This is a genomic window from Nitrospira sp. (assembly GCA_016873435.1).
GTDB lineage: Bacteria > Nitrospirota > Nitrospiria > Nitrospirales > Nitrospiraceae > VGXF01.
Genome location: VGXF01000008.1, coordinates 1 through 19,434 on the forward strand (window position 1 = coordinate 1; position 19,434 = coordinate 19,434).

At 61.1% G+C, this 19,434-nt stretch carries 18 protein-coding genes; 13 read left to right on the forward strand and 5 right to left on the reverse strand.

Annotated features, from left to right (window positions below):
- Window positions 1-83: 83 nt before the first annotated feature.
- The 3 genes from FJ248_06085 (at window position 84) to FJ248_06095 (ending at window position 2,282) form a co-directional block, all read left to right on the forward strand.
- On the forward strand, window positions 84-317 hold the full coding sequence (locus tag FJ248_06085) for a hypothetical protein (GenBank protein ID MBM4120454.1): 234 nt from the start codon (window positions 84-86) through the stop codon (window positions 315-317).
- A gap of 108 nt (window positions 318-425) precedes the next feature.
- Complete coding sequence (locus FJ248_06090) at window positions 426-1,514, forward strand: PstS family phosphate ABC transporter substrate-binding protein (GenBank protein ID MBM4120455.1); 1,089 nt, start codon at window positions 426-428, stop codon at window positions 1,512-1,514.
- Between the two features lie 75 nt (window positions 1,515-1,589).
- Entirely contained in the window at window positions 1,590-2,282 is a 693-nt protein-coding gene (locus FJ248_06095) for a hypothetical protein (GenBank protein ID MBM4120456.1), read from the forward strand.
- 6 nt (window positions 2,283-2,288) lie between these two features.
- Here FJ248_06095 and FJ248_06100 read toward each other — a convergent pair whose 3' ends face one another.
- Complete coding sequence (locus FJ248_06100; protein ID MBM4120457.1) at window positions 2,289-3,758, reverse strand: hypothetical protein; 1,470 nt, start codon at window positions 3,756-3,758, stop codon at window positions 2,289-2,291.
- A gap of 165 nt (window positions 3,759-3,923) precedes the next feature.
- Here FJ248_06100 and FJ248_06105 point away from each other — a divergent pair, with 165 nt between their 5' ends.
- Window positions 3,924-4,184, forward strand: a complete 261-nt coding sequence (locus FJ248_06105; protein MBM4120458.1) for a winged helix-turn-helix domain-containing protein — start codon at window positions 3,924-3,926, stop codon at window positions 4,182-4,184.
- Here FJ248_06105 and FJ248_06110 read toward each other — a convergent pair.
- Entirely contained in the window at window positions 4,181-7,855 is a 3,675-nt protein-coding gene (locus tag FJ248_06110; GenBank protein ID MBM4120459.1) for a DUF255 domain-containing protein, read from the reverse strand. The genes FJ248_06105 and FJ248_06110 overlap by 4 nt on opposite strands.
- Before the next feature lie 864 nt (window positions 7,856-8,719).
- Here FJ248_06110 and FJ248_06115 point away from each other — a divergent pair.
- Window positions 8,720-10,120 carry an NAD-dependent malic enzyme gene (locus tag FJ248_06115; protein ID MBM4120460.1) on the forward strand — a complete coding sequence of 467 codons (1,401 nt, stop codon included), beginning with the start codon at window positions 8,720-8,722 and terminating at the stop codon, window positions 10,118-10,120.
- Between the two features lie 47 nt (window positions 10,121-10,167).
- On the opposite strand, the gene FJ248_06120 is transcribed toward FJ248_06115, so the two are convergent.
- Window positions 10,168-10,725, reverse strand: a complete 558-nt coding sequence (locus FJ248_06120) for a cytochrome c class I (protein MBM4120461.1) — start codon at window positions 10,723-10,725, stop codon at window positions 10,168-10,170.
- A gap of 32 nt (window positions 10,726-10,757) precedes the next feature.
- Between FJ248_06120 and FJ248_06125 the strand changes: the two genes are divergently transcribed.
- Together FJ248_06125 and rnd are read left to right on the forward strand one after the other, a co-directional pair.
- A complete protein-coding gene (locus FJ248_06125; GenBank protein ID MBM4120462.1) occupies window positions 10,758-11,426 on the forward strand; it encodes a J domain-containing protein in 669 nt (222 codons plus the stop codon).
- Window positions 11,410-12,621, forward strand: a complete 1,212-nt coding sequence (gene rnd / locus FJ248_06130) for a ribonuclease D (GenBank protein ID MBM4120463.1) — start codon at window positions 11,410-11,412, stop codon at window positions 12,619-12,621. Before FJ248_06125 ends, rnd begins: the two co-directional genes overlap by 17 nt.
- On the opposite strand, the gene arsC is transcribed toward rnd, so the two are convergent.
- Window positions 12,618-12,968, reverse strand: a complete 351-nt coding sequence (arsC, locus tag FJ248_06135; GenBank protein MBM4120464.1) for an arsenate reductase (glutaredoxin) — start codon at window positions 12,966-12,968, stop codon at window positions 12,618-12,620. The two genes, rnd and arsC, sit on opposite strands and share 4 nt — an antisense overlap.
- 211 nt (window positions 12,969-13,179) lie before the next feature.
- On the opposite strand from arsC, the gene FJ248_06140 reads away from it, so the two are divergent.
- Window positions 13,180-13,509 carry a hypothetical protein gene (locus FJ248_06140; protein MBM4120465.1) on the forward strand — a complete coding sequence of 110 codons (330 nt, stop codon included), beginning with the start codon at window positions 13,180-13,182 and terminating at the stop codon, window positions 13,507-13,509.
- Window positions 13,510-13,614: 105 nt separating this feature from the next.
- On the opposite strand, the gene FJ248_06145 is transcribed toward FJ248_06140, so the two are convergent.
- Complete coding sequence (locus tag FJ248_06145; GenBank protein MBM4120466.1) at window positions 13,615-14,028, reverse strand: hypothetical protein; 414 nt, start codon at window positions 14,026-14,028, stop codon at window positions 13,615-13,617.
- A gap of 102 nt (window positions 14,029-14,130) precedes the next feature.
- Between FJ248_06145 and FJ248_06150 the strand changes: the two genes are divergently transcribed.
- The 5 genes from FJ248_06150 (at window position 14,131) to FJ248_06170 (ending at window position 19,429) form a co-directional block, all read left to right on the forward strand.
- Window positions 14,131-15,264 carry a citrate synthase gene (locus FJ248_06150; GenBank protein MBM4120467.1) on the forward strand — a complete coding sequence of 378 codons (1,134 nt, stop codon included), beginning with the start codon at window positions 14,131-14,133 and terminating at the stop codon, window positions 15,262-15,264.
- Window positions 15,251-15,754, forward strand: a complete 504-nt coding sequence (locus tag FJ248_06155) for a hypothetical protein (GenBank protein MBM4120468.1) — start codon at window positions 15,251-15,253, stop codon at window positions 15,752-15,754. Before FJ248_06150 ends, FJ248_06155 begins: the two co-directional genes overlap by 14 nt.
- Window positions 15,755-15,919: 165 nt before the next feature.
- A complete protein-coding gene (locus tag FJ248_06160) occupies window positions 15,920-16,372 on the forward strand; it encodes an Hsp20/alpha crystallin family protein (GenBank protein ID MBM4120469.1) in 453 nt (150 codons plus the stop codon).
- Window positions 16,373-16,496: 124 nt separating this feature from the next.
- Entirely contained in the window at window positions 16,497-17,942 is a 1,446-nt protein-coding gene (locus FJ248_06165; GenBank protein ID MBM4120470.1) for a class II fumarate hydratase, read from the forward strand.
- A gap of 125 nt (window positions 17,943-18,067) precedes the next feature.
- Window positions 18,068-19,429, forward strand: a complete 1,362-nt coding sequence (locus FJ248_06170) for a hypothetical protein (protein ID MBM4120471.1) — start codon at window positions 18,068-18,070, stop codon at window positions 19,427-19,429.
- The last annotated feature ends 5 nt before the right edge of the window (window positions 19,430-19,434 follow it).

A 19,434-nucleotide genomic window follows, 5' to 3' on the forward strand; every position in this document is an offset into this window, starting at 1 on the left:
GCCTTTAGGGGGCGTGCATCTTGACGGTTCATCGGGGCTCGGTCTATGCTCCCCCCTCATCTGCCTGCATAAAAGGAGGCCGTATGCGTCTGGGGCTGCTGCTTGGACTGGGACTGCTGGGCTTGACGGGCTGTGCCACGACCGAATGGGTGAACCTGAACAATCCGCGGGCCGAGTATGCCACGGATTTCAATGCCTGCGAGCAGAAAGCCTACAACGATCCGCGATACCAGGGTGGTATGAAACTGATCGTGGAAAAGAGCCGCGATCAGTGCATGGCCAAGCTGGGCTGGCGCCTCCGCGAAAAACGCGACTAGCCCACGCCAGAATTAACAGATCCGTAACAACACGATCATTCTTCCGCAACCTCCCGCGCCTATCGTCTAGGGCAGTTTAGTGATCTGCTCGAAAGGAGGCGCGTGCTCATGACACACATCGTGCGCATTTTCACTGTGGGCTTGCTGGCCCTGACGGGTCTGGTGGCGACTGGCAGGGCTGCCGATCCGCCCGCCCCGCGGCCGGTTGTCGACGAGGCGATCCCGGCCTATGCTGCGAAGGGGAGCGTCACCGGGGCCGTGGCCATTGCCGGGTCCGACACCATGCAGCCGATCGTCGCAAAGCTCGCCTCGGCATTTCGTCAGTGGCAGCCGAATGTGAAAGTTGCGGTCCAGGGCGGCGGTTCCGATGCCGCCTTGGGAGCCTTCCTCCAGGGGCTTGCAGGCTCTCGGCGTGGCGATGGCAATGTGCGGGGGCATCTGAGCTCGAACGACGTGGCACTGCTGGCCTCCTCGCGTCCGCTGTCGGAGGGCGAGCGCAAGGATTTCCGGTCCCGGTATGGCTTCGAGGTGACGGAAATCCCCATCGCTATGGATGCCATCGCGCTCTATGTCCACCGAAGCAATCCGATCGAGGGGGTGACGCTGGAGCAGCTGGACGCGATGTTCGGACGAGACCGCAAGCGGGGCGCCGGACGCGACATCGTAACCTGGGGACAAGCCGGTCTGAAGAACGAGTGGGAGGAACAGCCCCTCCATCTGGTCGGGCAGGATCTCCGGTCCGGCACGCGCACCTTCTTCAAACAGACTGTCCTGCGCGATGGGGAGTTCAAGGGGACGATCAAGGAGGAGATTGGCTACGCTACCGAGATTCTGACGATCAGCCGCGATCCCCTGGCCATCGGCTATGCGGGCATTGGTTTTCAGTCCACCTACGTGCGGACGCTGCCCATCGCCGGACGGGCCGGTGCGCCGTTTGTCATGCCGTCCGCGGAGTCCTCAGCCGACGGAACCTATCCGTTGAACCGGCAGCTCTATTTGTACGCGAAACGGGATCCTCGAACCGGGCTGGAACCGGCGATCCGGGAGTTTTTGATATTCATTAACAGCCGGGAGGGGCAGGCCCTCGTCGCAAGGGCCGGCGCCTATCCGTTGCCGGCCTCTCAGGTGCAAAAAAACATTCACGTGCTGACCGGCGGCCCGCAGGCCGCTTCGCTGACCACCCGCGAAGCGTCCTGACAGGCGTCAGGCTCAGCCGAACGCGCGGGAGGTCTCAGACTTCCGCGCGTTGTCTTTTTGTGGAAGGAATCTGGCATGATGTGCGGTATGACCGCGCTTCGTCGCTTCATGGCTTGGAGCCTGCTGCTCGCCGGATGCAGTCTCGCGCCGGCCCCGATTCTAATTCACGACGACGCCAACGACTCCGTCTGGCTGATGTCCGATCCGGAAGCGGGAGCTGGACACAGCCATCCGGCGGTAGTGAGTCCGGAGCAGCTCGCGGCTGTCTTGCAGGGGGTCCGCATCCAAAAACGGGATGCGCTCGGATTAGGCGGGCTGTTTCAACAGACCGGCAGCGCGCCGGCGTTCACGGCCCGTGAAATCGCTCTGCTCACCCGCCATCTTCCGCAGGCGCTTCGAAAAGCCTCGCCCAGGGATCTGGCCACCTTCTATCTGATCAGCACCGATCCCGTGCTAGGCCGTGTGGTGACGTCGGGGGGGCTGTTTGTCCGGCAGGGACGCTGGTATCTGATTCTGGCCAATGCCAAAACGTCGCCGCATGCCGTCCAGTACGAAAACACGTACGCCATCGACACGCGCGACCGGCCGCTCCTGCCCATCGTGCCGCTGAAATTTGTTGTCGGATTCAGCCCGGCCGGAGCCTGGATTCCCAACCGCGACATGCGCGGAAAGGACGGCTACGGAGGGTATCTAGACGACTCGAAGCTCCTCGTGATCGATCCGGCCCGCCTGGCGGAGCGGGCGCGTCCCGCGGCGCCGCAGCCCTGATGGCGGTCAGTTCCAGAACCAGATCACCTGAAACCGCAACAGATTGCCGTAATTGTCGAACTGCTGGCCCGGCGTCGAGGCCGTGCCCGCGGTGGTCGTGAACACGTTTTTCCGCTGCGTGAAGGTGTAGGCGGTCGTGAATTCCCATTGTGGGTCCGGCTGCCAGGCGATGCCGAGCTCCAGTTCCTTCATTTCGTCGTTGGGGGCGCCGGTCTGGAACTTGAGTCCGCCGTAATATTCCTGCCAACGGGCATAGAGGTTGGCCAGTCCCACGTCAGAATATTTCCACTGATAGTGTCCCTGCACGTAGCCGCCGTAGAGGGCTTCCGTGCGGACGACGCCGTTGGCGTCGCGCTGCGGCCCGCGCCCGGCGGTATATTCTGCGATGAATCCCCAGGGTTGGGGCGGATAGTACACGTAGAAATTCGCCCGCTCGTCGCGGTAGCTGCGGTCGGCGGTCGTCCCGCTCTGGTTCAAGGAGTAGAGCGTCGTGCCCGCCGCCGCGGTGCCGTGGCTGACGACATACTGGCCCTTCATGGCGTTCATGCCGACTTCCATCAGCCGCCCGCCGGGCAACTCGAAGGGCCAGCTCAGGCGCAGGCCGACGTGCTTGTCGGCGTTCTTTTCGACATTATTCAGGCCCTGTCCGTTATGGACGGTCAGATTGACCACGCCGTAGTCGCCGGGGCCGTACATATAGTCGAGCATCTGCTTGTAGCGGGCCTGCGCGCTCTTGGGCGTCCACATGAAGCTGACGCCCATGTCGCGCTCGCTGGGCGCGCAGGAGTTAGTCGCGTCGGCCCGGTCAATCGCCATGCGGACGCGGCTGGCCTGCCAGTTGTCGAAGGAGCAGGGGACACGCTGGAGGCCGACCCGCAGCCGGTATTCCTTGTTCCGGTCAAAATTCCAGTCGCCGTAGGCATCGCGCATGGTCAGCGTGTGCGTGTTACCGCTGAGATTACTGGCCAGGTCCGGCTGGAAAAAGACCGAGACATGGTCGGAGATCTGCCCGGTCACCACCCAGCGGACCCGGCGGAAGAAGAAGCCGGGCTGGGCGCCCGAATTCTTGTCGCCCACGGAGGCGTCGTGATAGGTCCGCAGCAGCCCGTTCGACGCGCCCAGATTGTTGTAGCGGAACATGCCGTAGCCGAACATCGTCAACCGCTCGTACCAACGCGGGCTGCCCGTGAACTCCGCCACAACGGCCCGCTCGCTCTGCCGCTGCTCCTCCTCGGCCTTGATTCGGATCCAGTCGTCCATGGTAATGACGCCCTTTTCGAGCAGCAAATCCTCGATGGAGGTGCTCGTCGGTCCCTGGGGACTCAGCCGCGGCGGTTCCACGGCCGGAGGCGGCTGATTGGCCGCCGGATGGGCCGCCGCCTGCGGTTCTCCGGCAATCGCCGGCATGCCGGCGATCAGGCCCAGCGCCGCTACTGCCAGCAACCTCGTCAGAGTCATCGTTAGTTGCCGAGTCATCACACCGCCTCCTTCGTTGGTTTTTTATGATCCTTACGCTACCAGTTGTACGGGGGGGCTGTGACGCGGGAATGACCGGCATGTTACGGGCACGTTAATATTCGGGCGGGGGGCTGCGCGACAGGCCGGATTGACAGGAATATCACACGCGGTTGACGGGCAGACATGAGGTCACTGTCGACGGGAAACCGGTGGCCCTGCCCCCCCAAGGAATTTCAGATTCTGCTGCACTTCATGCAATATCCGACCCGGGTCTTTTCGCGCGATGAGCTGCGGAACGGGATCTGGGGGGAGGGCTATGCGCTCGAGCAGCATACGCTCGACGTGCACATCCACTCGCTGCGCCATACGATCGAGCCGGACCCCGCCAACCCCTCACATCTCGTCACGGTCCGTGGCATCGGGTACAAACTCGCCCGGTCCTAGCTTCCCGGGGAGGCGGAACGCAGCGCCTCATAGACGCGGCGCGCATCCGAAAGCGGTTCCCACCGAAGGACGGCCAGCGAGTCCTTTACATAGGCCGGTGTGCGCATCCCGTTGAGCACACAGGTGACGCCGGGCGTGGAGACCAGCACCCAGAGGGCCTTGCGGGAGAGAGATTCGCCCAGCCTGGTCGGGGGCAGAAAAGGGGCCAGTTTTTTAGCAATCGATGCGGTCGTTTCGCGGCTCTTCATGCCCGCGTCGTGGCGCAGCGTTTTCAGCAACAGGAGCAATTGGGGCAGGTAGCGTGCCTGCCATTGCTGCCAGGGTTCCGCTCGTGTCTGCTTGAACAGGTTCGTGAGCGCGCGCAGGATTTGATGGAGCTGTGGCGCGATCATCTGGTTCTCGATCTGGTCCCAATGCTCGAGACCCTGCACGTGCGGACGGATGCGGGTGAGCTCGTCCGCCCAGCGGAAATAATCGTGCGGCGACAGTCCCTGGCCGGACCATGGGACGTGCGGCGCGAAGTCGCGCCGGTAGTCTGCCTCGATCGCCGCCACCGCCGTGCATTGCGCCTCAAACGCCACGCCGGCTGCTTCGACCGGCATGTCGGCCAGCCGGATCATGCCGGCCTCGTTCGACGCCATGGCGTTGAGCGGACGGTTCAGGAGCACTGCGAGCTGCTCCTCGCGGGCTAGGTCCAGCAGTGTTTGTTTTGAATGTGCGCCGGTGTTGGGCGTCAGCAGGGCGCCCGATTCGAAGAGATTCATGGGGCATTGCACGACGCGGAAATGATGTGGCGCATTCGTCGCAGCCATCCGCGCGGCTTCGATCATTGATGAGAGCGACGTCGCCTCCGGATCGTTCGAATCTGCTGTGGCGGTGTTGGAGGAGACGCCATACCACCGAATGCGTCCCGCGGCCACCTGTGTTTCAAGCCAGGCAAAGGCGGCGTGCAGACGCCGATAAAATTCCTGTCGCAGGGCCGGGAGATCTTTGCGACCGCGATGCGCGGCATCAGAGAGGAAATACTCGGCATTGTGAAGCAGCAGGCCGTCCAGTGTCTGGAGGCCCAGCCGGTCCAGTGACAGATCCAGCTGATCGGCCAGAAACTCTGGATGGAGACAATGCCAGATGCCGTCTCCGTACTTGACCATCTCAGGGTACGGCGTACCGGCTTGTTCGCGTGCCTCGGCCGTCTTGAGATTCTGTCCCTGCACATAGCCGATCTTGGAGACGATAATAACTTCGTTACGCTTTAGTTCGCCGGCGCGGGTCAATTCGGCCAGCACCGAACCGATGAGACGCTCGCTGTCGCCATCCAGATAATTGGTGGAGGTATCGATCAGGTTGCAGCCCTGCCGGAGCGCGTCGAGCAGAGCCTGGCGGTGGTCGGCGTCGTCCGTCTCGGTTCTGTACCCGCCAAAGCCCAGCCGGCATACAGTGAGTCCGGTCGAACCGAAGGGCGTGAAGCCGCGTGCCAGATCGGAGTCCTGCCGGGCGATCATGCGCGCCGCGTAGCCGGCCGTGCCGTCCGGCGTCGCTGCGCCAACCAGCCGCGAGTCGGACAGCGATGTGGAGGGGGACTCCTGTTGCCGGGTGTGCTGTGCCCGCAGGGCTGCACCAACTGTTGCAGGATCGGTGAGTGGTGCTTGGCAGGAAAAGTTTCGGCACACATAGAGCGCCGGGGTGCTGTTGACCAGCGATTTGCCGGCCGTCAGTGGATGCTCTGGCTCGGGTCCCTGCGGATCGTGGTGGGCGATGATCCGGAGGGGGAGGTACCAGCGGTTTGCTTCTGCGCGGAGGGCTTCGTACCGCGACTCGGCCGGACTGCCGATGAACGCCAGTTCGACCGGTCCACGCAACAAGAGATCGATCACGGAGAGACTCTTGGCAAAGGCGCGGGGATAGCGCGTCATCTGGCGGCCATAGGCACGGACCGCACGGGCAGCTTCGTCACGAAAATCCTCGCGGGAGAAATGAAAGGACAGACGCGCCAGCACCGACGCCGCCACGGCGTTGCCGCTCGGCGTGGCGCCGTCCGGACCTTCGCGGCTGCGTAGGATGAGCGATTCATGATCCTTTGACGTGGTGAAGAATCCTCCCTGCTGCGCGTCCACAAAATCGACCAGGATGCGCTCGGCCAGCCGGACGGCTTCCTTGAGATAACCTTCGTGGGCGCCCGCTTCGTAGAGGTCGATCAAACCCTCGGCCAGCCAGGCATAGTCTTCAAGACAGCCATCCAGATGGGCTTTCCCTGCTCGATACGTTCGATAGAGCCCCCCGTCAGGGCGCTGCATGGTGCGGAGCAGAAACTCCGCCGCCTCTTCTGCCGTCTCCAGATAGCGGCTGTCGCCCAGCACGCGCGCGCCTTCCGCCAGGGCGCTGATCATCATGCCATTCCAAGCGGTGAGAATTTTATCGTCCAATCCAGGGGGGACACGCTTGGCACGAGCAGCGTAGACAAGCGGTTTGACCCGCTCGAGTGTCATCTGCAGCTCATTCGGCGTGATATGGAGCCGCGTCGCCACGGCGTCCAGCGATTCTGGCGTGTTGGGAATGCTGGCGTGCTCCCAATTGCCGCCGGGCGTGATGTCGTAATAGGCGCAAAACCGTGCGGCATCCTCTTCGTTCGGCACTGCCGCGCGGATCTGCTCCGGCGTCCAAACGAAGAATTTCCCTTCAACGCCTTCTGAATCCGCGTCGGTGGCGGAATAAAACCCGCCTTCCGGCGAGGTCATTTCCTTCAGGATGTAATCGAGCATCTCGGTGGCGACGCGGCGGTAGCGATTAAGGCCGGTCGCCTGACAGGCTTCGAGATAGGTGCGGGCCAGTAGCGCATTGTCGTAGAGCATTTTTTCAAAATGCGGGACCAGCCAGCGGTCGTCGGTCGAATAGCGGGCAAATCCGCCGCCAACATGGTCGTACATACCGCCGGCCGCCATGGCATCGAGCGTCGTCGTGACCATCGTCAGTGTGTGCGGATCGCCGGTCCGGTGGTGATGCCGCAATAGAAACGACAGGCCGGTGGCAGGCGGAAACTTCGGCGCCTGGCCAAAGCCGCCGTACCGCGCGTCGAAATCCTCGGCGAACTCGTTGACGGCCGTGTCCAGTTCCGCTTCGCCAACAGCGGCCGACGAGGCCACGCGCAACGACTGGTGAAGCTGGCGGGTCACGTCGCCGGCTTGGCGGCGCAATCCGGTCGGGTCCCGTTTCCAGGCGTCGGCGATTTTCGTCAGGAGCGAGGCAAATCCGGGGCGCCCCCACCGGTCGGCAGGGGGGAAATAGGTGCCGGCAAAGATCGGTTCCTGCTCCGGCGTGAGAAACACCGTCATCGGCCAGCCGCCCTGGCCATGGTTTAGGGCCAGTGTGGCCTGCATGTAAATTTCATCGAGGTCGGGCCGTTCTTCACGGTCCACCTTCACGCAGATAAAATGCGTGTTCATGATCGTGGCGATGTCGTTGCTCTCGAACGACTCGCGCTCCATGACGTGACACCAGTGGCAGGCTGAATACCCGATGGACAACAGAATGGGCGTATTCGTCGCCCGCGCTTTTGTTAGCGCTTCAGGTCCCCACGGATGCCAGTCTACGGGGTTATAGGCGTGCTGGAGCAGGTAGGGGCTGGTTTCCTGAATCAGACGGTTGGGCGGACGTTGGCTTGTGCGATCGGACATAGCGGGCAGGCTACCATCGCATTGAAAGAACGGTCAACCCACGGCAAACGCTTGCGGCGCCTGGCTACCCCGCAGACGTTCGGTTACGGAGGGAGGTTGTCCTTTGTCTCCTTCGTGTGGTCGTGCCCCGTCATTTTTCGTGCTTGGTCGCACTCGGCATTGTGGGACAAGCGGGGGGCAGGCGGTGCGTCTGCGTCAGGCACGAGGCGTCACAGCACGCCGACCACGAGAGTCGGCAGTAGGAGGGCTGCGGACAATCGGCGTCCCTGTTCGTGAAAAAGAAACGGCCCGCGCTCGTGAGAGCAGCGGGCCGGTCGAACACCGATCGTCAGCCGACTGGCTGAAACGGCTTACTTCTTCTTTTCGTCCTTCTTCTTCTCTTCCTTCTTGCCCTTATCAGCCGGAGCAGCCTTGTCGTCACCGGCGAAGGCCACGCCCGTGATGGAGACCAGGAACATCGCAAACATCATTGCGCTCAACAGCTTCTTCATTTGGACCCCTCCTTTAAAGTGATCGCCTGGCAAAGGGACAATTCCCTTTTGACCCTTTCAATCTATATTGAACAGTTGAAATAAGTCAATTAAAAAGGCAACCCCAAGTGCCTCCTTTTTATCGACTCTTCGACCCGGGGCGGGAGACACCGGGGGTGATTGAATGCGGGCGGCGGGCGTATAATCGGGTGTGCCCCCCCCGCAGTGCGTTGGGCTAGGGGCCCCAAGCCAAGACCACGGTCCGCCCATAGTCAGAGGGCTGGCGGTGGCGTGGGGACACGGTCTCCGTGACAGGGCAGGGGACATCGATGATTGTCGCCGAACCATTGGAGATGCACAGACTATCCGACAGCCAGAGAAGTCAGTAAGTACTATGCGCGTGCCGACATTCAAAGTAACCGTTCGGGTAGCTCTCGACGACCGACCGGGCGTCTTTGCCCAGGTAGCGGCGGCACTGGCCGCTGAAGGTGCCAATCTTGGCGCAGTGGACATGGTCACGGCCGATGGAGCCCAAATTGTTCGTGACATCACCTTTGAAGTGCAGAACGAAACGCAGCGCAGTCGTGCCACAAAGCGGTTGCAGTCCCTGCCGAACGTTCGGCTCCTGCCGGCGCCAGAGAGCGTTTTCGAGGTTCACGAGGGCGGGAAAATCGGCATTCAAAACAAGGTGCCGGTCACTTCGCACAGCGTGCTGTCGTTTGTCTACACGCCGGGCGTGGGGCGTGTCGCTGCCGCAATTGCGCAGGATCCTGCCCAAGTTTACACGTACACGATCAAGCGCAATGCCGTGGCTGTGGTGACGGACGGCTCCGCCGTGCTGGGGCTGGGCAATCTGGGGCCGGAGGCGGCGCTGCCGGTCATGGAAGGCAAGGTTATGCTGTTCAAGGAGCTGGCCGGCATCGATGCCTGGCCGATCTGCCTGAAGACGCAGAATGTGGATGAGATCGTGCGGGCCGTGGAACATATCGCGCCGGGATTTGGGGGCATCAATCTCGAGGACATCAGTGCGCCACGCTGCTTCGAGATTGAACGGCGCTTGAGACTCTCGCTGGATATTCCGGTCATGCATGACGACCAGCACGGCACCGCGGTCGTGATTCTGGCCGGGCTGCTCAACGCCGTGCGGGTGACACAGAAGAAACTGGAGGACATTCGCGTCGTGGTGAACGGACTGGGCGCGGCGGGTGTTACGTGCTGCCAGATGCTGCTGAAGGCCGGCGTGCGGCACATCATCGGCTGCGGGCGGCAGGGGATCATCCTAGCGGCGCCGCCCCAACAATTGTTCGCCCACCGCGAAAACCTGACGGCGCTGATCGATCGCGAGAACCCCAAGGGCTCCCGGCAGGATGCCCTACACGGCGCCGATGTGTTTGTTGGATTGTCGAGCGCAAATCTGCTCACGCCGGAGGATTTGGCGCTGATGGCATCGGACCGCATCGTGTTCGCAATGGCCAATCCGGACCCAGAGATCACGCCGGAGTTAGCGGTGGGGCGCTGCCGGGTCTTTGCCACTGGCCGGTCGGATTACCCCAACCAGATCAATAATGCGCTGGCCTTTCCGGGCATGTTCCGCGGCGCCCTGGATGTGCGCGCAACGGAGATCAACGATGCGATGAAGATGGCGGCCGCCCACGCGATCGCCAGGATTATTCCGGCGGACGCGCTCAGCGCGGACTATATTATCCCGAGTGTGTTTGATCGGCAGGTCGTGCCGCAGGTGGCCCAGGCCGTGGCCCAAGCCGCGAGGGACACAGGCGTTGCGCGGAAACAATAAGTCGCGCGCAACGCAAGTGCCAAGGGTCTCTAATAACGGACGGTTCGTTACTGCGACTCGCCGAGGCTCCGCTCGTAGAGCAGCACCTTCCAGCCGTCCTCTTCGCTCAAGAACTGGCCAACAATCGGGAGCATGCCCGTGCCCGGCACCTTGCCGGACTGGCCCATGCTACCGTTCTTCAGGACCCACATCATCTCGCCCGGCGTGCGGACCTTGTTGAATTTCGGATTCGTGAAATTACGTGGCTGAATCGGCAGCACTTTGGCCGCGCCGCCATCCCCTTTGCCCTCGGGCCCATGGCATTGGAAGCAGGTACCACGGCCGAGAAAGATTTCCTTGCCTTCCTTCAGAATCTCAGCTGTTGCCGCAAATGGCGGCTTCAGCGCCTTGGCCTCCGACAGTTGATCGGCCGGCACGCGCGGAATCTTGATGTCGAATTCGCCGCCTGCCTGGCCGTACCCAGACGGATTCTCCGCCCAACCGGCACCCGGGGCGAGCAGCAGCACCGCATAGAGCATCACGACAACACGCCACATAAATCTCACCCTCCGTATATGAAAATGGGGCCAAACCAAAACGGCGCGGAGTATACCATGCCCGTGCATTCGTTTTCATCCGATTTGCCGGCTATGTTAAGATGCCAACCGTTTCGAGCCTGCGAGCGACCTGCGCCATGCCATTTGACTTTAGAAAATTAGGGAAATACCGCGTCGGCATGCTTCGGCGCATCGCCGATCTGAAGGTCAAGTTTGAAGACAGTCTGGAATTCGCCGTGGACACGATGATGGAAGAACGCGTCGACAGTTTTTTTCGGGTCGAACAGGGGTTTGCCGAGATCGAGCATTCGTTACAGACTATCGAAGCAGAGCTATCGCTTATCGGTGATCTGACGACTGCCCAGCGCCTGGAGGCCCGCTTGGAATTCGTCGAGGACCGCTACGACGAGCTCGACAGCGAGGTCCGACAGCGTCCGCGACGAAGACGGCGCAAGATCAACCTGGCCGATTTTCTCAAGGCGGCCGGCGGGACGCGCGATCCGCGGAACGACTCGCGGGGAGAGGTCAATACCGTTGGCGAAGCCTACGACGTGTTGGGGGTGGAGTTTGGCAGTTCCCTGTCAACCGTAACGAAAGCGTTTCGCGCAAAAGTGAAAACCTTCCATCCCGACGTTCGCAAGGGGGACCGCAGCTCCGAGCCTGAATTGCGACGCATCCTCGAGTCTTATCAGATGCTCAAGGAATATCTCAGCCTAAGCAACGTAGACCCAGTGACCGGTAAGCCCGGCACCTATACGCCAGCCGAATAATCTAGTGACGAAACACGTCCCCGCACATCTTTATATTGCTGAGCGCCGACAATTCGAGGACTTGTGCCGGCAGCTCCGGCAGGCCGACCGTCTTGCGCTGGACACAGAGTTCATCGGCGAAGACCGGTTTACCCCCCGGCTTGAAATTATTCAGATCGCCGCTGCCGGGGTGTGTGCGATCGTGGACGTGCCGGCGCTCGGTACGCTGGACGGATTCGCCGAAGTCCTAGCCAATCCGGCTATCGAGAAAATATTTCACGCAGGCCGCCAGGATCTCGATCTGCTCGCCGCTCACACTGGGCAAGTGCCGCTACCATTCTTCGATACGCAGGTGGCCGCCTCGATGGTGGGCTACGGTGTGCAGATCGCCTACAGCCAACTTGTGCAACGCGTCTTAGGGCACAAATTGGAAAAGGCGCAGACGTTTACCAACTGGAGCCAGCGCCCGTTGCTGCCGGAGCAACTCCGGTATGCGGCGGAAGATGTTGAGTACCTGTTTCCGCTCCACGATCATTTAAAGAAAAAACTTGCCTCGCACGGACGACTGGAATGGGTGCAGGAAGAATTCGCCCGGTTGCGTGCAAACGTGGGGGCGCACGCGCACGACCCCCGCGAGCGCTATCAGCGTATCCGCGGGTGGGACAATCTCAAGCCGCAGTCGGCCGCCGTCCTGCGCGAATTGGCGGCCTGGCGAGACGAGGAGGCCCAGCGGCGAAACATTCCGCGCGGGCGCGTGATCCGTGACGAAGTACTGGTCGAATTGGCGCGGCGGCCACCGCATACGGTGGAGGCGATGAAAAGCGTTCGCGGGCTGCATGGGAACGAGGTGGACAAGCGGGGAGACGCTATTCTCGCCGCTATTCAACGCGGGCTCGCTCTTCCCGCCTCCGACTGGCCGGAGGTGTCACCTGCCAAACGGTCCGAACCCGAGTCCGCTGGCCTTGTCGATTTACTGCAGGCGGTGCTCAAGGCCCGTGCCACCGATGAGCGTATCGCCCCTACATTGCTGGCCACCTCAGCCGATCTGCAGGCGCTCGTCGAAGCTACGCGCGAGGGGGACAAGCTGGACCTGCCGATTCTCTCCGGCTGGCGCCGCACCCTGGTGGGGGAATTACTGCTGCAGGTGTTGGATGGACAGGTGCGGGTCAGTGTAGATCGCAAAACCGGACAGCTAAAAGTCGTTCCTAATTCTTAGAGCAGCTTCTTCACCGTCTCCGCCGGCCTCGCCAACATCGCCTGCTCGCCTTTTTCAACCACCGGCCGCTGAATTAGATCCGGATGCGTGAGCATCAGGTCAATCAACGCATCTTCGGACACCTGCTTCCTGGCTAACCCCAGTTCCCGATAGATGTCGTCTTTGACCCTAAGAATATCTTTCGCTGCCAGGGTAGCTTTCTTCAACAATTTGTTTAGCTGTGCCTTCGTAAAGGGCTGTTCATAATAGTTTATAACCGTAAAGGCCTGCCCGCTCTCCTGCACGAGTTGAATTACCTCACGGCAAGTCGAGCAGGTCGGTTTGGCATAGATAATGATTTTGGCCATTCGATGGGATCCTCCTGCTGGCCGCCTTGACGACCTTTTTCTCGCGTGATAGATACACGCACGACACGCGCGCGCCGCCTGCGACTTGCGTGAATCGCCCGAAGGCCGGAATGCTTCCGCGGGTTCGCTGGTCCCAACAGTCGCGTGGTTCGTTCGCCTGCGTCAGGAGCCTATGCCGACAGCCGGGACTAGTTCAAGCGGGAATTTTTTGGTGGCAAACGCCACCCAGCGGACGCTCAAGGATCTGCGAACCAAGCGGAAGGGCCAACCGCTCTTTGTGGTCGGGCATCTGCCTGACCGAAAGGGACAGGAGGCGACTTTTGAAGTCTTCAACGAACGGCTGGCGCTGGTCAAATTTCCAGACGGGGTGGTCCTGGGCTATGACCCGCTGGAATTGTTGTTGCCGACCGAAATTGATGAGAAGGGCGTGGGGTTCTTCGAAATCCGCCAGTGCAAACAGTGTGAGCAACTCTTTCCGCTCACCGCCGCCGAAGCCGACGCCGAGCAGGAGCCGGCCACTTGCCCGGTGTGCACGTCCTGACTCATGAACACTAGATGCGGATCGATGCCCTAGCCAAGCGGGTCCTTCCAGAGTGCGTTCCCAGCTCCCGTTCCGCGTTCATCTGTCCAGGCGCACACGTACGAGTTAGTCTACCAACGGCGCCACATCCAAGGCCTTGCGAATCAAACAGTCGCCCGCCACACCTTGGAGTTCCATTGGCAGCATGCTGGGGTCCAGCACTCTGACCGACGCCAGGCGATAGCCGTCCGGCGTTTTCCAGGCATCTGCTTTCAGCGAGTGGCAGAGTTCCAGTGCGCGCCAGATCGGGTTGGTGACGATGTGATCCGGAACGATGAGGACGCTGTCCAAAGCCTGAGTGCCGACCAGCACGCGCGCGGGCACACGGCTGCGATCGCGCGGTACCTTGGTTACGACGGCAAAGATCGTGGACGGATCGCTTTGCGCCCAGACCGGTTCCGCCGCCACCAGCACACTGCCGCAGAGTAGGTAGCAGACAGCCACTGCCCGATGCCACGTAAGTTGCATGACTGACGCCATCTTAGCATACCTCCGTCGATCTGCCGCGCGGACGTGGCTTGACTCCGTCGCGCGCCACCCCATAGTATCTCGTACACGAGTAGTGAATCTACGCGGGGACGCATGCCGCACGATTTCATGCCGGGCTTAGCCGGAGTACCCGCTGCCAAATCCTCGATTAGCGACGTCGATGGGGACCGCGGTATTCTCGAATACCGCGGCATCCGCGTCGAGGACCTCTGCGCACGATCCTCCTTTCTCGAGACCGCCTCGTTGCTGCTCTTCGGCGGCCTGCCCAGACAGCACGAACTGGCCCAATTCGTCAGCGACATCACCCATCATCGCCGAATCAAGTTCAAGATCATCGATCTGCTGAAATGCCTGCCGGCGCAGGGGCATCCGATGGATGCGCTCCAAGCCGCCGTCGCCGCGCTGGGCATGTTCTACCCTGGGCGGAATGTCAAAGACATCGAGAACAACTACTGGTCGGCCATCCGGCTGATCGCCAAGGTGCCAACAATTATTGCCGCGTCTGCCCGCATCCGACGCGGCGACGATCCCATTGAGCCCCGCGACGACCTCGATTTCTGCCAGAACTTTCTCTACATGCTTACCGATCGCGTCCCTGAGACGGTCGTCGCCTCCACGCTGGATACCTGTCTGATCTTGCACGCCGAGCATACGATGAATGCATCCACGTTCACGGGGCTCATCACCGCCTCCACGCTGGCCGATCCCTATACCGTCGTCGCCTCGGCCATCGGATCGTTGAAAGGTCCGCTGCATGGGGGCGCCAACGAAGAAGTGGTCAGCATGCTGCGCGAAATCGGTGCGCCTGAGAAAGCGAAGGCGCATGTCGAACGCAAAATTGCCGCTAAGGAAAAACTCATGGGGCTGGGACATCGGGTTTACAAAGTGAAAGACCCACGCGCAGTCATCCTGCAGACGCTCTGCCAGCGGCTGTTCAAGGAATGCGGCTCGTCGCCGCTCTACGACACAGCCGTGGAGGTTGAGCGGGTGGCTGCAGAGATGCTGCACAGCAAGAAGGTCTATCCCAACGTGGATTTCTACTCAGGTATCATCTACGACAAGATGGGCATCGAGGTGGACTGCTTCACGCCCGTCTTTGCCATGGCGCGCGTGGCCGGCTGGTTGGCCCACTGGTTTGAGCAGTTGCGTGAGAACAAATTGTTTCGACCCGATCAAATCTACTCCGGCGAACACAACCGGCCCTACGTTCCCATTGACGAACGCTAAGTTCAGCGTGCTGTTGGCAGCCTGTGGGGGCCTGCTACTGGGCGTGGTGGTGGCGGACGCGCAGAATCCCCCCCGCACAATCGTGCAGTTTGCAAGTGGCGAGATTCGATTCGCGCAGCGCGGCAAGGCCTACGTCGCGCATCTCTCATCAGGACGTATCGAGGTGTCGGAAGAGCTGGCTGGGGAAGCGCCGCTGGAGGTCCGCACGGTGGATCTGCAATTCACGTTTCTCAAGGGAGGGGCGACCGCCACGCCCGACGTGCAGCTCATTCTGACTAATGCCGACGGTCCGCGGACCTACGACGGCTCAGATCTGCTCGCATTTACCATTCAGACCAGCGAGGGGGGACTGTGGGATCTTCGGACGGGAAACGGACGCTGTGTCTTTACGCTGAGCCGTGTGTCGCGCGGCGGCGTGGAGGGGACAGCAAAATGTGAGGATGGCCTAGACACGCCTGTGACGGACATCTCGTTCGCCGCCAGCCCTTGAGCTGACTGTTGGGTTAATACATTAAACAGATAATTCGCGTTACTGCAAAGTCAAGGTCGCCGGTCTCAGTGCGCAGAAAAAATACCGCCGTCTCGTTCTCTTGACCAGTGATGAGGCGACCTTACCTCTTGGCTGTGAGCGGACACCCTAACTAGGAGGCTTGTTATGACAACCTTGATGCGTTGGGATCCCTTCCGTGAATTAGAAGACATGTCCGAGCGGCTCAGCCAAGTGTGCAACCGGCCGGTGCTCCGGGCCCCCGACGGCACGAAGACCAGCACGGTGGCCGACTGGGTTCCGACCGTGGATATCGCTGAGACGGACGCGGAATATTTGATCAAAGCCGAGCTACCGGAAGTGAAAATTGAGGACGTGAAGGTGACGGTCGAAGACGGCGTCCTGTGCCTCTCTGGCGAGCGGCGCCACGACACGGGGGAGAAGAGTACGAAGTATCATCGAGTGGAGCGATCCCACGGCCGCTTTGTTCGGAGCTTCACACTTCCCGATCATGTGGATGAAGCCAAGGTGAAGGCTGAATACAAGGACGGGGTGCTGAACCTGCATCTGCCCAAGGCCGAGAAAGCCAAGCCGAAAGCCATCGAGGTCAAAGTCGGCTAAATCACCGGCCGACGGTCCCCACAACGGAGGGCCTGCTGTAGCGGCAGGCCCTCTTTTTTTGTCTTGTCGGAGCGCCCATGCTGACGCTAAGATGCCGCCCTGAGTCAGGAAGGACAAGGCAGCCATGAAAAAGAGCGCAGAGAAGACCTCACCACCTGCCGAAGCCACCCGCGTCGAAAAGGACACGATGGGCGAATTGGCCGTGCCAGCCGACGCCTATTATGGTGTCCAGACTGCCCGCGCCATCGAGAATTTTCCGATCAGCGAGCTGCGGTTTCCGCGTGCATTCATCCGCGCGATGGGGCTGATCAAACACGCGGCAGCTTCAGCCAACCAGTCCCTGGGCCTGCTGAACAAGAAACAGGCGGAGGCGATTAGGCGGGCGGCAGCCGAAGTCATCGCCGGCCAACTGGACGCCGAATTTCCCGTCGACATTTTTCAGACTGGCTCCGGCACCTCCACAAACATGAATACCAACGAGGTGATTTCGAATCGTGCGACCGAACTTGTGGGCGGGGCGCGCGGCACGAAGCTGGTGCATCCCAATGACCACGTGAATCTGGGCCAGTCGAGCAACGACGTCATTCCCACGGCCATTCACATTGCGGCTACGGAGATGATCCAGCGACAGCTCATTCCCGCGCTGACCCGCCTCCACAAGGCGCTCAATCGTAAGGCGCGCGAGTTTAACAAGATCGTCAAAATAGGACGGACTCATTTACAAGATGCCACGCCGGTCCGATTGGGCCAGGAGTTTGGCGGCTACGCGCGTCAGATCGAGCTGGCCATCGTACGCGCACGGCGGGCACAGGAGGCCCTGAGGGAAGTCGCACTCGGCGGCACGGCCGTGGGCACGGGGCTTAACGCCCATCCGGACTTCGCCCGAAAAGTACTGGCACTTGTCTCGAAGGAAATCGGCTGCACGGTCCTGGAAGCGGTCAATCACTTTGAAGCGCAATCCACGCAGGATTCGGTCGTGGAAGCCAGCGGGGAGTTACGAACACTCGCCGTCAGTCTGATGAAAATTGCCAACGACGTGCGCTGGCTTGGCTCCGGTCCCCGCTGCGGGCTGGGTGAAATCACCCTGCCTGAGACGCAGCCGGGTTCCTCGATTATGCCGGGCAAGGTCAATCCGGTGATCGCGGAGTCTGTCACGATGGTCTGCGCGCAGGTGATCGGAAATGACGTGACCGTCACTGTCAGCGGGCAGGCCGGTAATTTCGAGCTGCTTGTCATGCTGCCGGTCATGGCCTACAACTTGTTGCAGTCCATCGAATTGCTGGCAGCAGCGGCCGACAACTTTGCCGCCAGGTGTATTGAAGGCATCCAAGCCAACGAGCAAAAGTGCAAGGATACGATCGAGGGCAGTCTGGCCATGTGCACGGCGCTAGCGCCGGAAATCGGCTACGACGCTGCGGCAAAGCTGGCCAAGGAGGCCTACAGGACCGGCAAGACCGTACGGCAAGTTGCCAAGGAACATAAAGTCCTCTCCGAGACGCGTCTCGACAAACTGATGGACCCCTGGCGAATGACGAAATCGGGGGGGCCGGTGGGCTCCGCCGGCGGGTAATTCCGGCTCGCCTCGTCTCCTCATTGCCGTCGTGTTGTACTATCTCGAAGTTTTGACAATTCGCGGTGCTGTGTGCTAGCGTCCGCACGTTTTTTGAACTTTTTCCACGCAAATTAACGAGGACCATGAGCGGATCAACGGGACATGTCATTGTCGTCGTCGGGGCCGGGCCAGCCGGCCTGGCGCTGACCAATATGATGGTTAAGGCCGGCCATGAAGTGATCGTCCTGAACCGCGACATCAAGTTCGGCGGCCTTGCCGAATACGGGATTTTCCCCAGCAAGTTGAAGCTCCGCGGCGGGCTTAAGAAACAGTACTGGGACATGCTGGAGCAGCCGAACGTCCACTATCTGGGCAACGTGTCAGTGGGCACAGGCAAGGATCTGACGGTGGAGCAGTTGCGGGGGCTCGGTGCCAGCGCCGTGGTATTTTCCATCGGTGCGCAGGGCACCAAGGCCATCGGCGTCGAGGGTGAGTCGGCCCAGGGGGTCTTTCACGCAAAAGATGTCGTCTATCATTTCAACCGTCTGCCGGGATTCGGCGACCGGCCCTTCGACATGGGCAGGCACGTCGCCGTGATCGGGGCGGGCGACGTGATGGTGGACATCGCGCACTGGCTCATCGGCTATAAGAAGGTGGAGCGGGTGACGGCAATCGTGCGTCGCGGACCGGTCGAGCGCAAATACAATCCCAAGGAAATTCGAGCCGTTTGCTCCAATATGGACATTGCCGGCATCACGCAGGAGTTTGAGCGTATCAAGGACCGCATGGTGGCGGTGGGGCAGCAGCCGGACGAGGTCCTCAAGGGGTTGCTGGATGAGTTTACCAAATGCGAGCCGAAGGTCAGCAACACTCAGATGGGCTTCAAGTTCCTCGCCTCGCCGAAGCGCATTCTGGTGGATGCCAACAATCGTGTCCGCGCACTGGAGATGGAAGACAACAGGCTGGATCCAAAAGGTGAGGATACGGTTGCGGTCGGACTCAAACAGTACTACGAATTTCCCTGCGATGCGGTGGTCTTTGCCGTCGGCGACAAAGTGGACGAATCGGTCGGTCTCCCGTTCAAGGGCGGCGTGTTCGTCACCAATCCCTCCAAGACGAACAACGATCCGGATGATGCGCTGTTCCAGGCGTACGATGAGGCCAGCGGCAAGGTGGTGGACGGCGTGTTTCTTGCTGGCTGGGCGCGCAAGGCCAGCGAAGGGCTCGTCGGTGTGGCCAAGCGCGACGGGGAATGGTGTGCGGAGGTCGTCACTCGCTATCTGAATGGCAAGGCCCCGCTGGGCAAGAGCGCCGTGGGTGATGTCCTCAAAAAACTTCAGCAGGCGCTGGCCGAGCGCGGTGCGCGTCCGGTGGATATCAAAGGGCTGCGCGTGCTGGAGTCAGCCGAGAAGACTCACAAGAGCCACGATGATGGCGCGATCGGCGAGTTCAAGTTCCGTACGAACACGGACATGCTGGCGAAGATTCAAGCCGGCAGGAAATAGTCCGG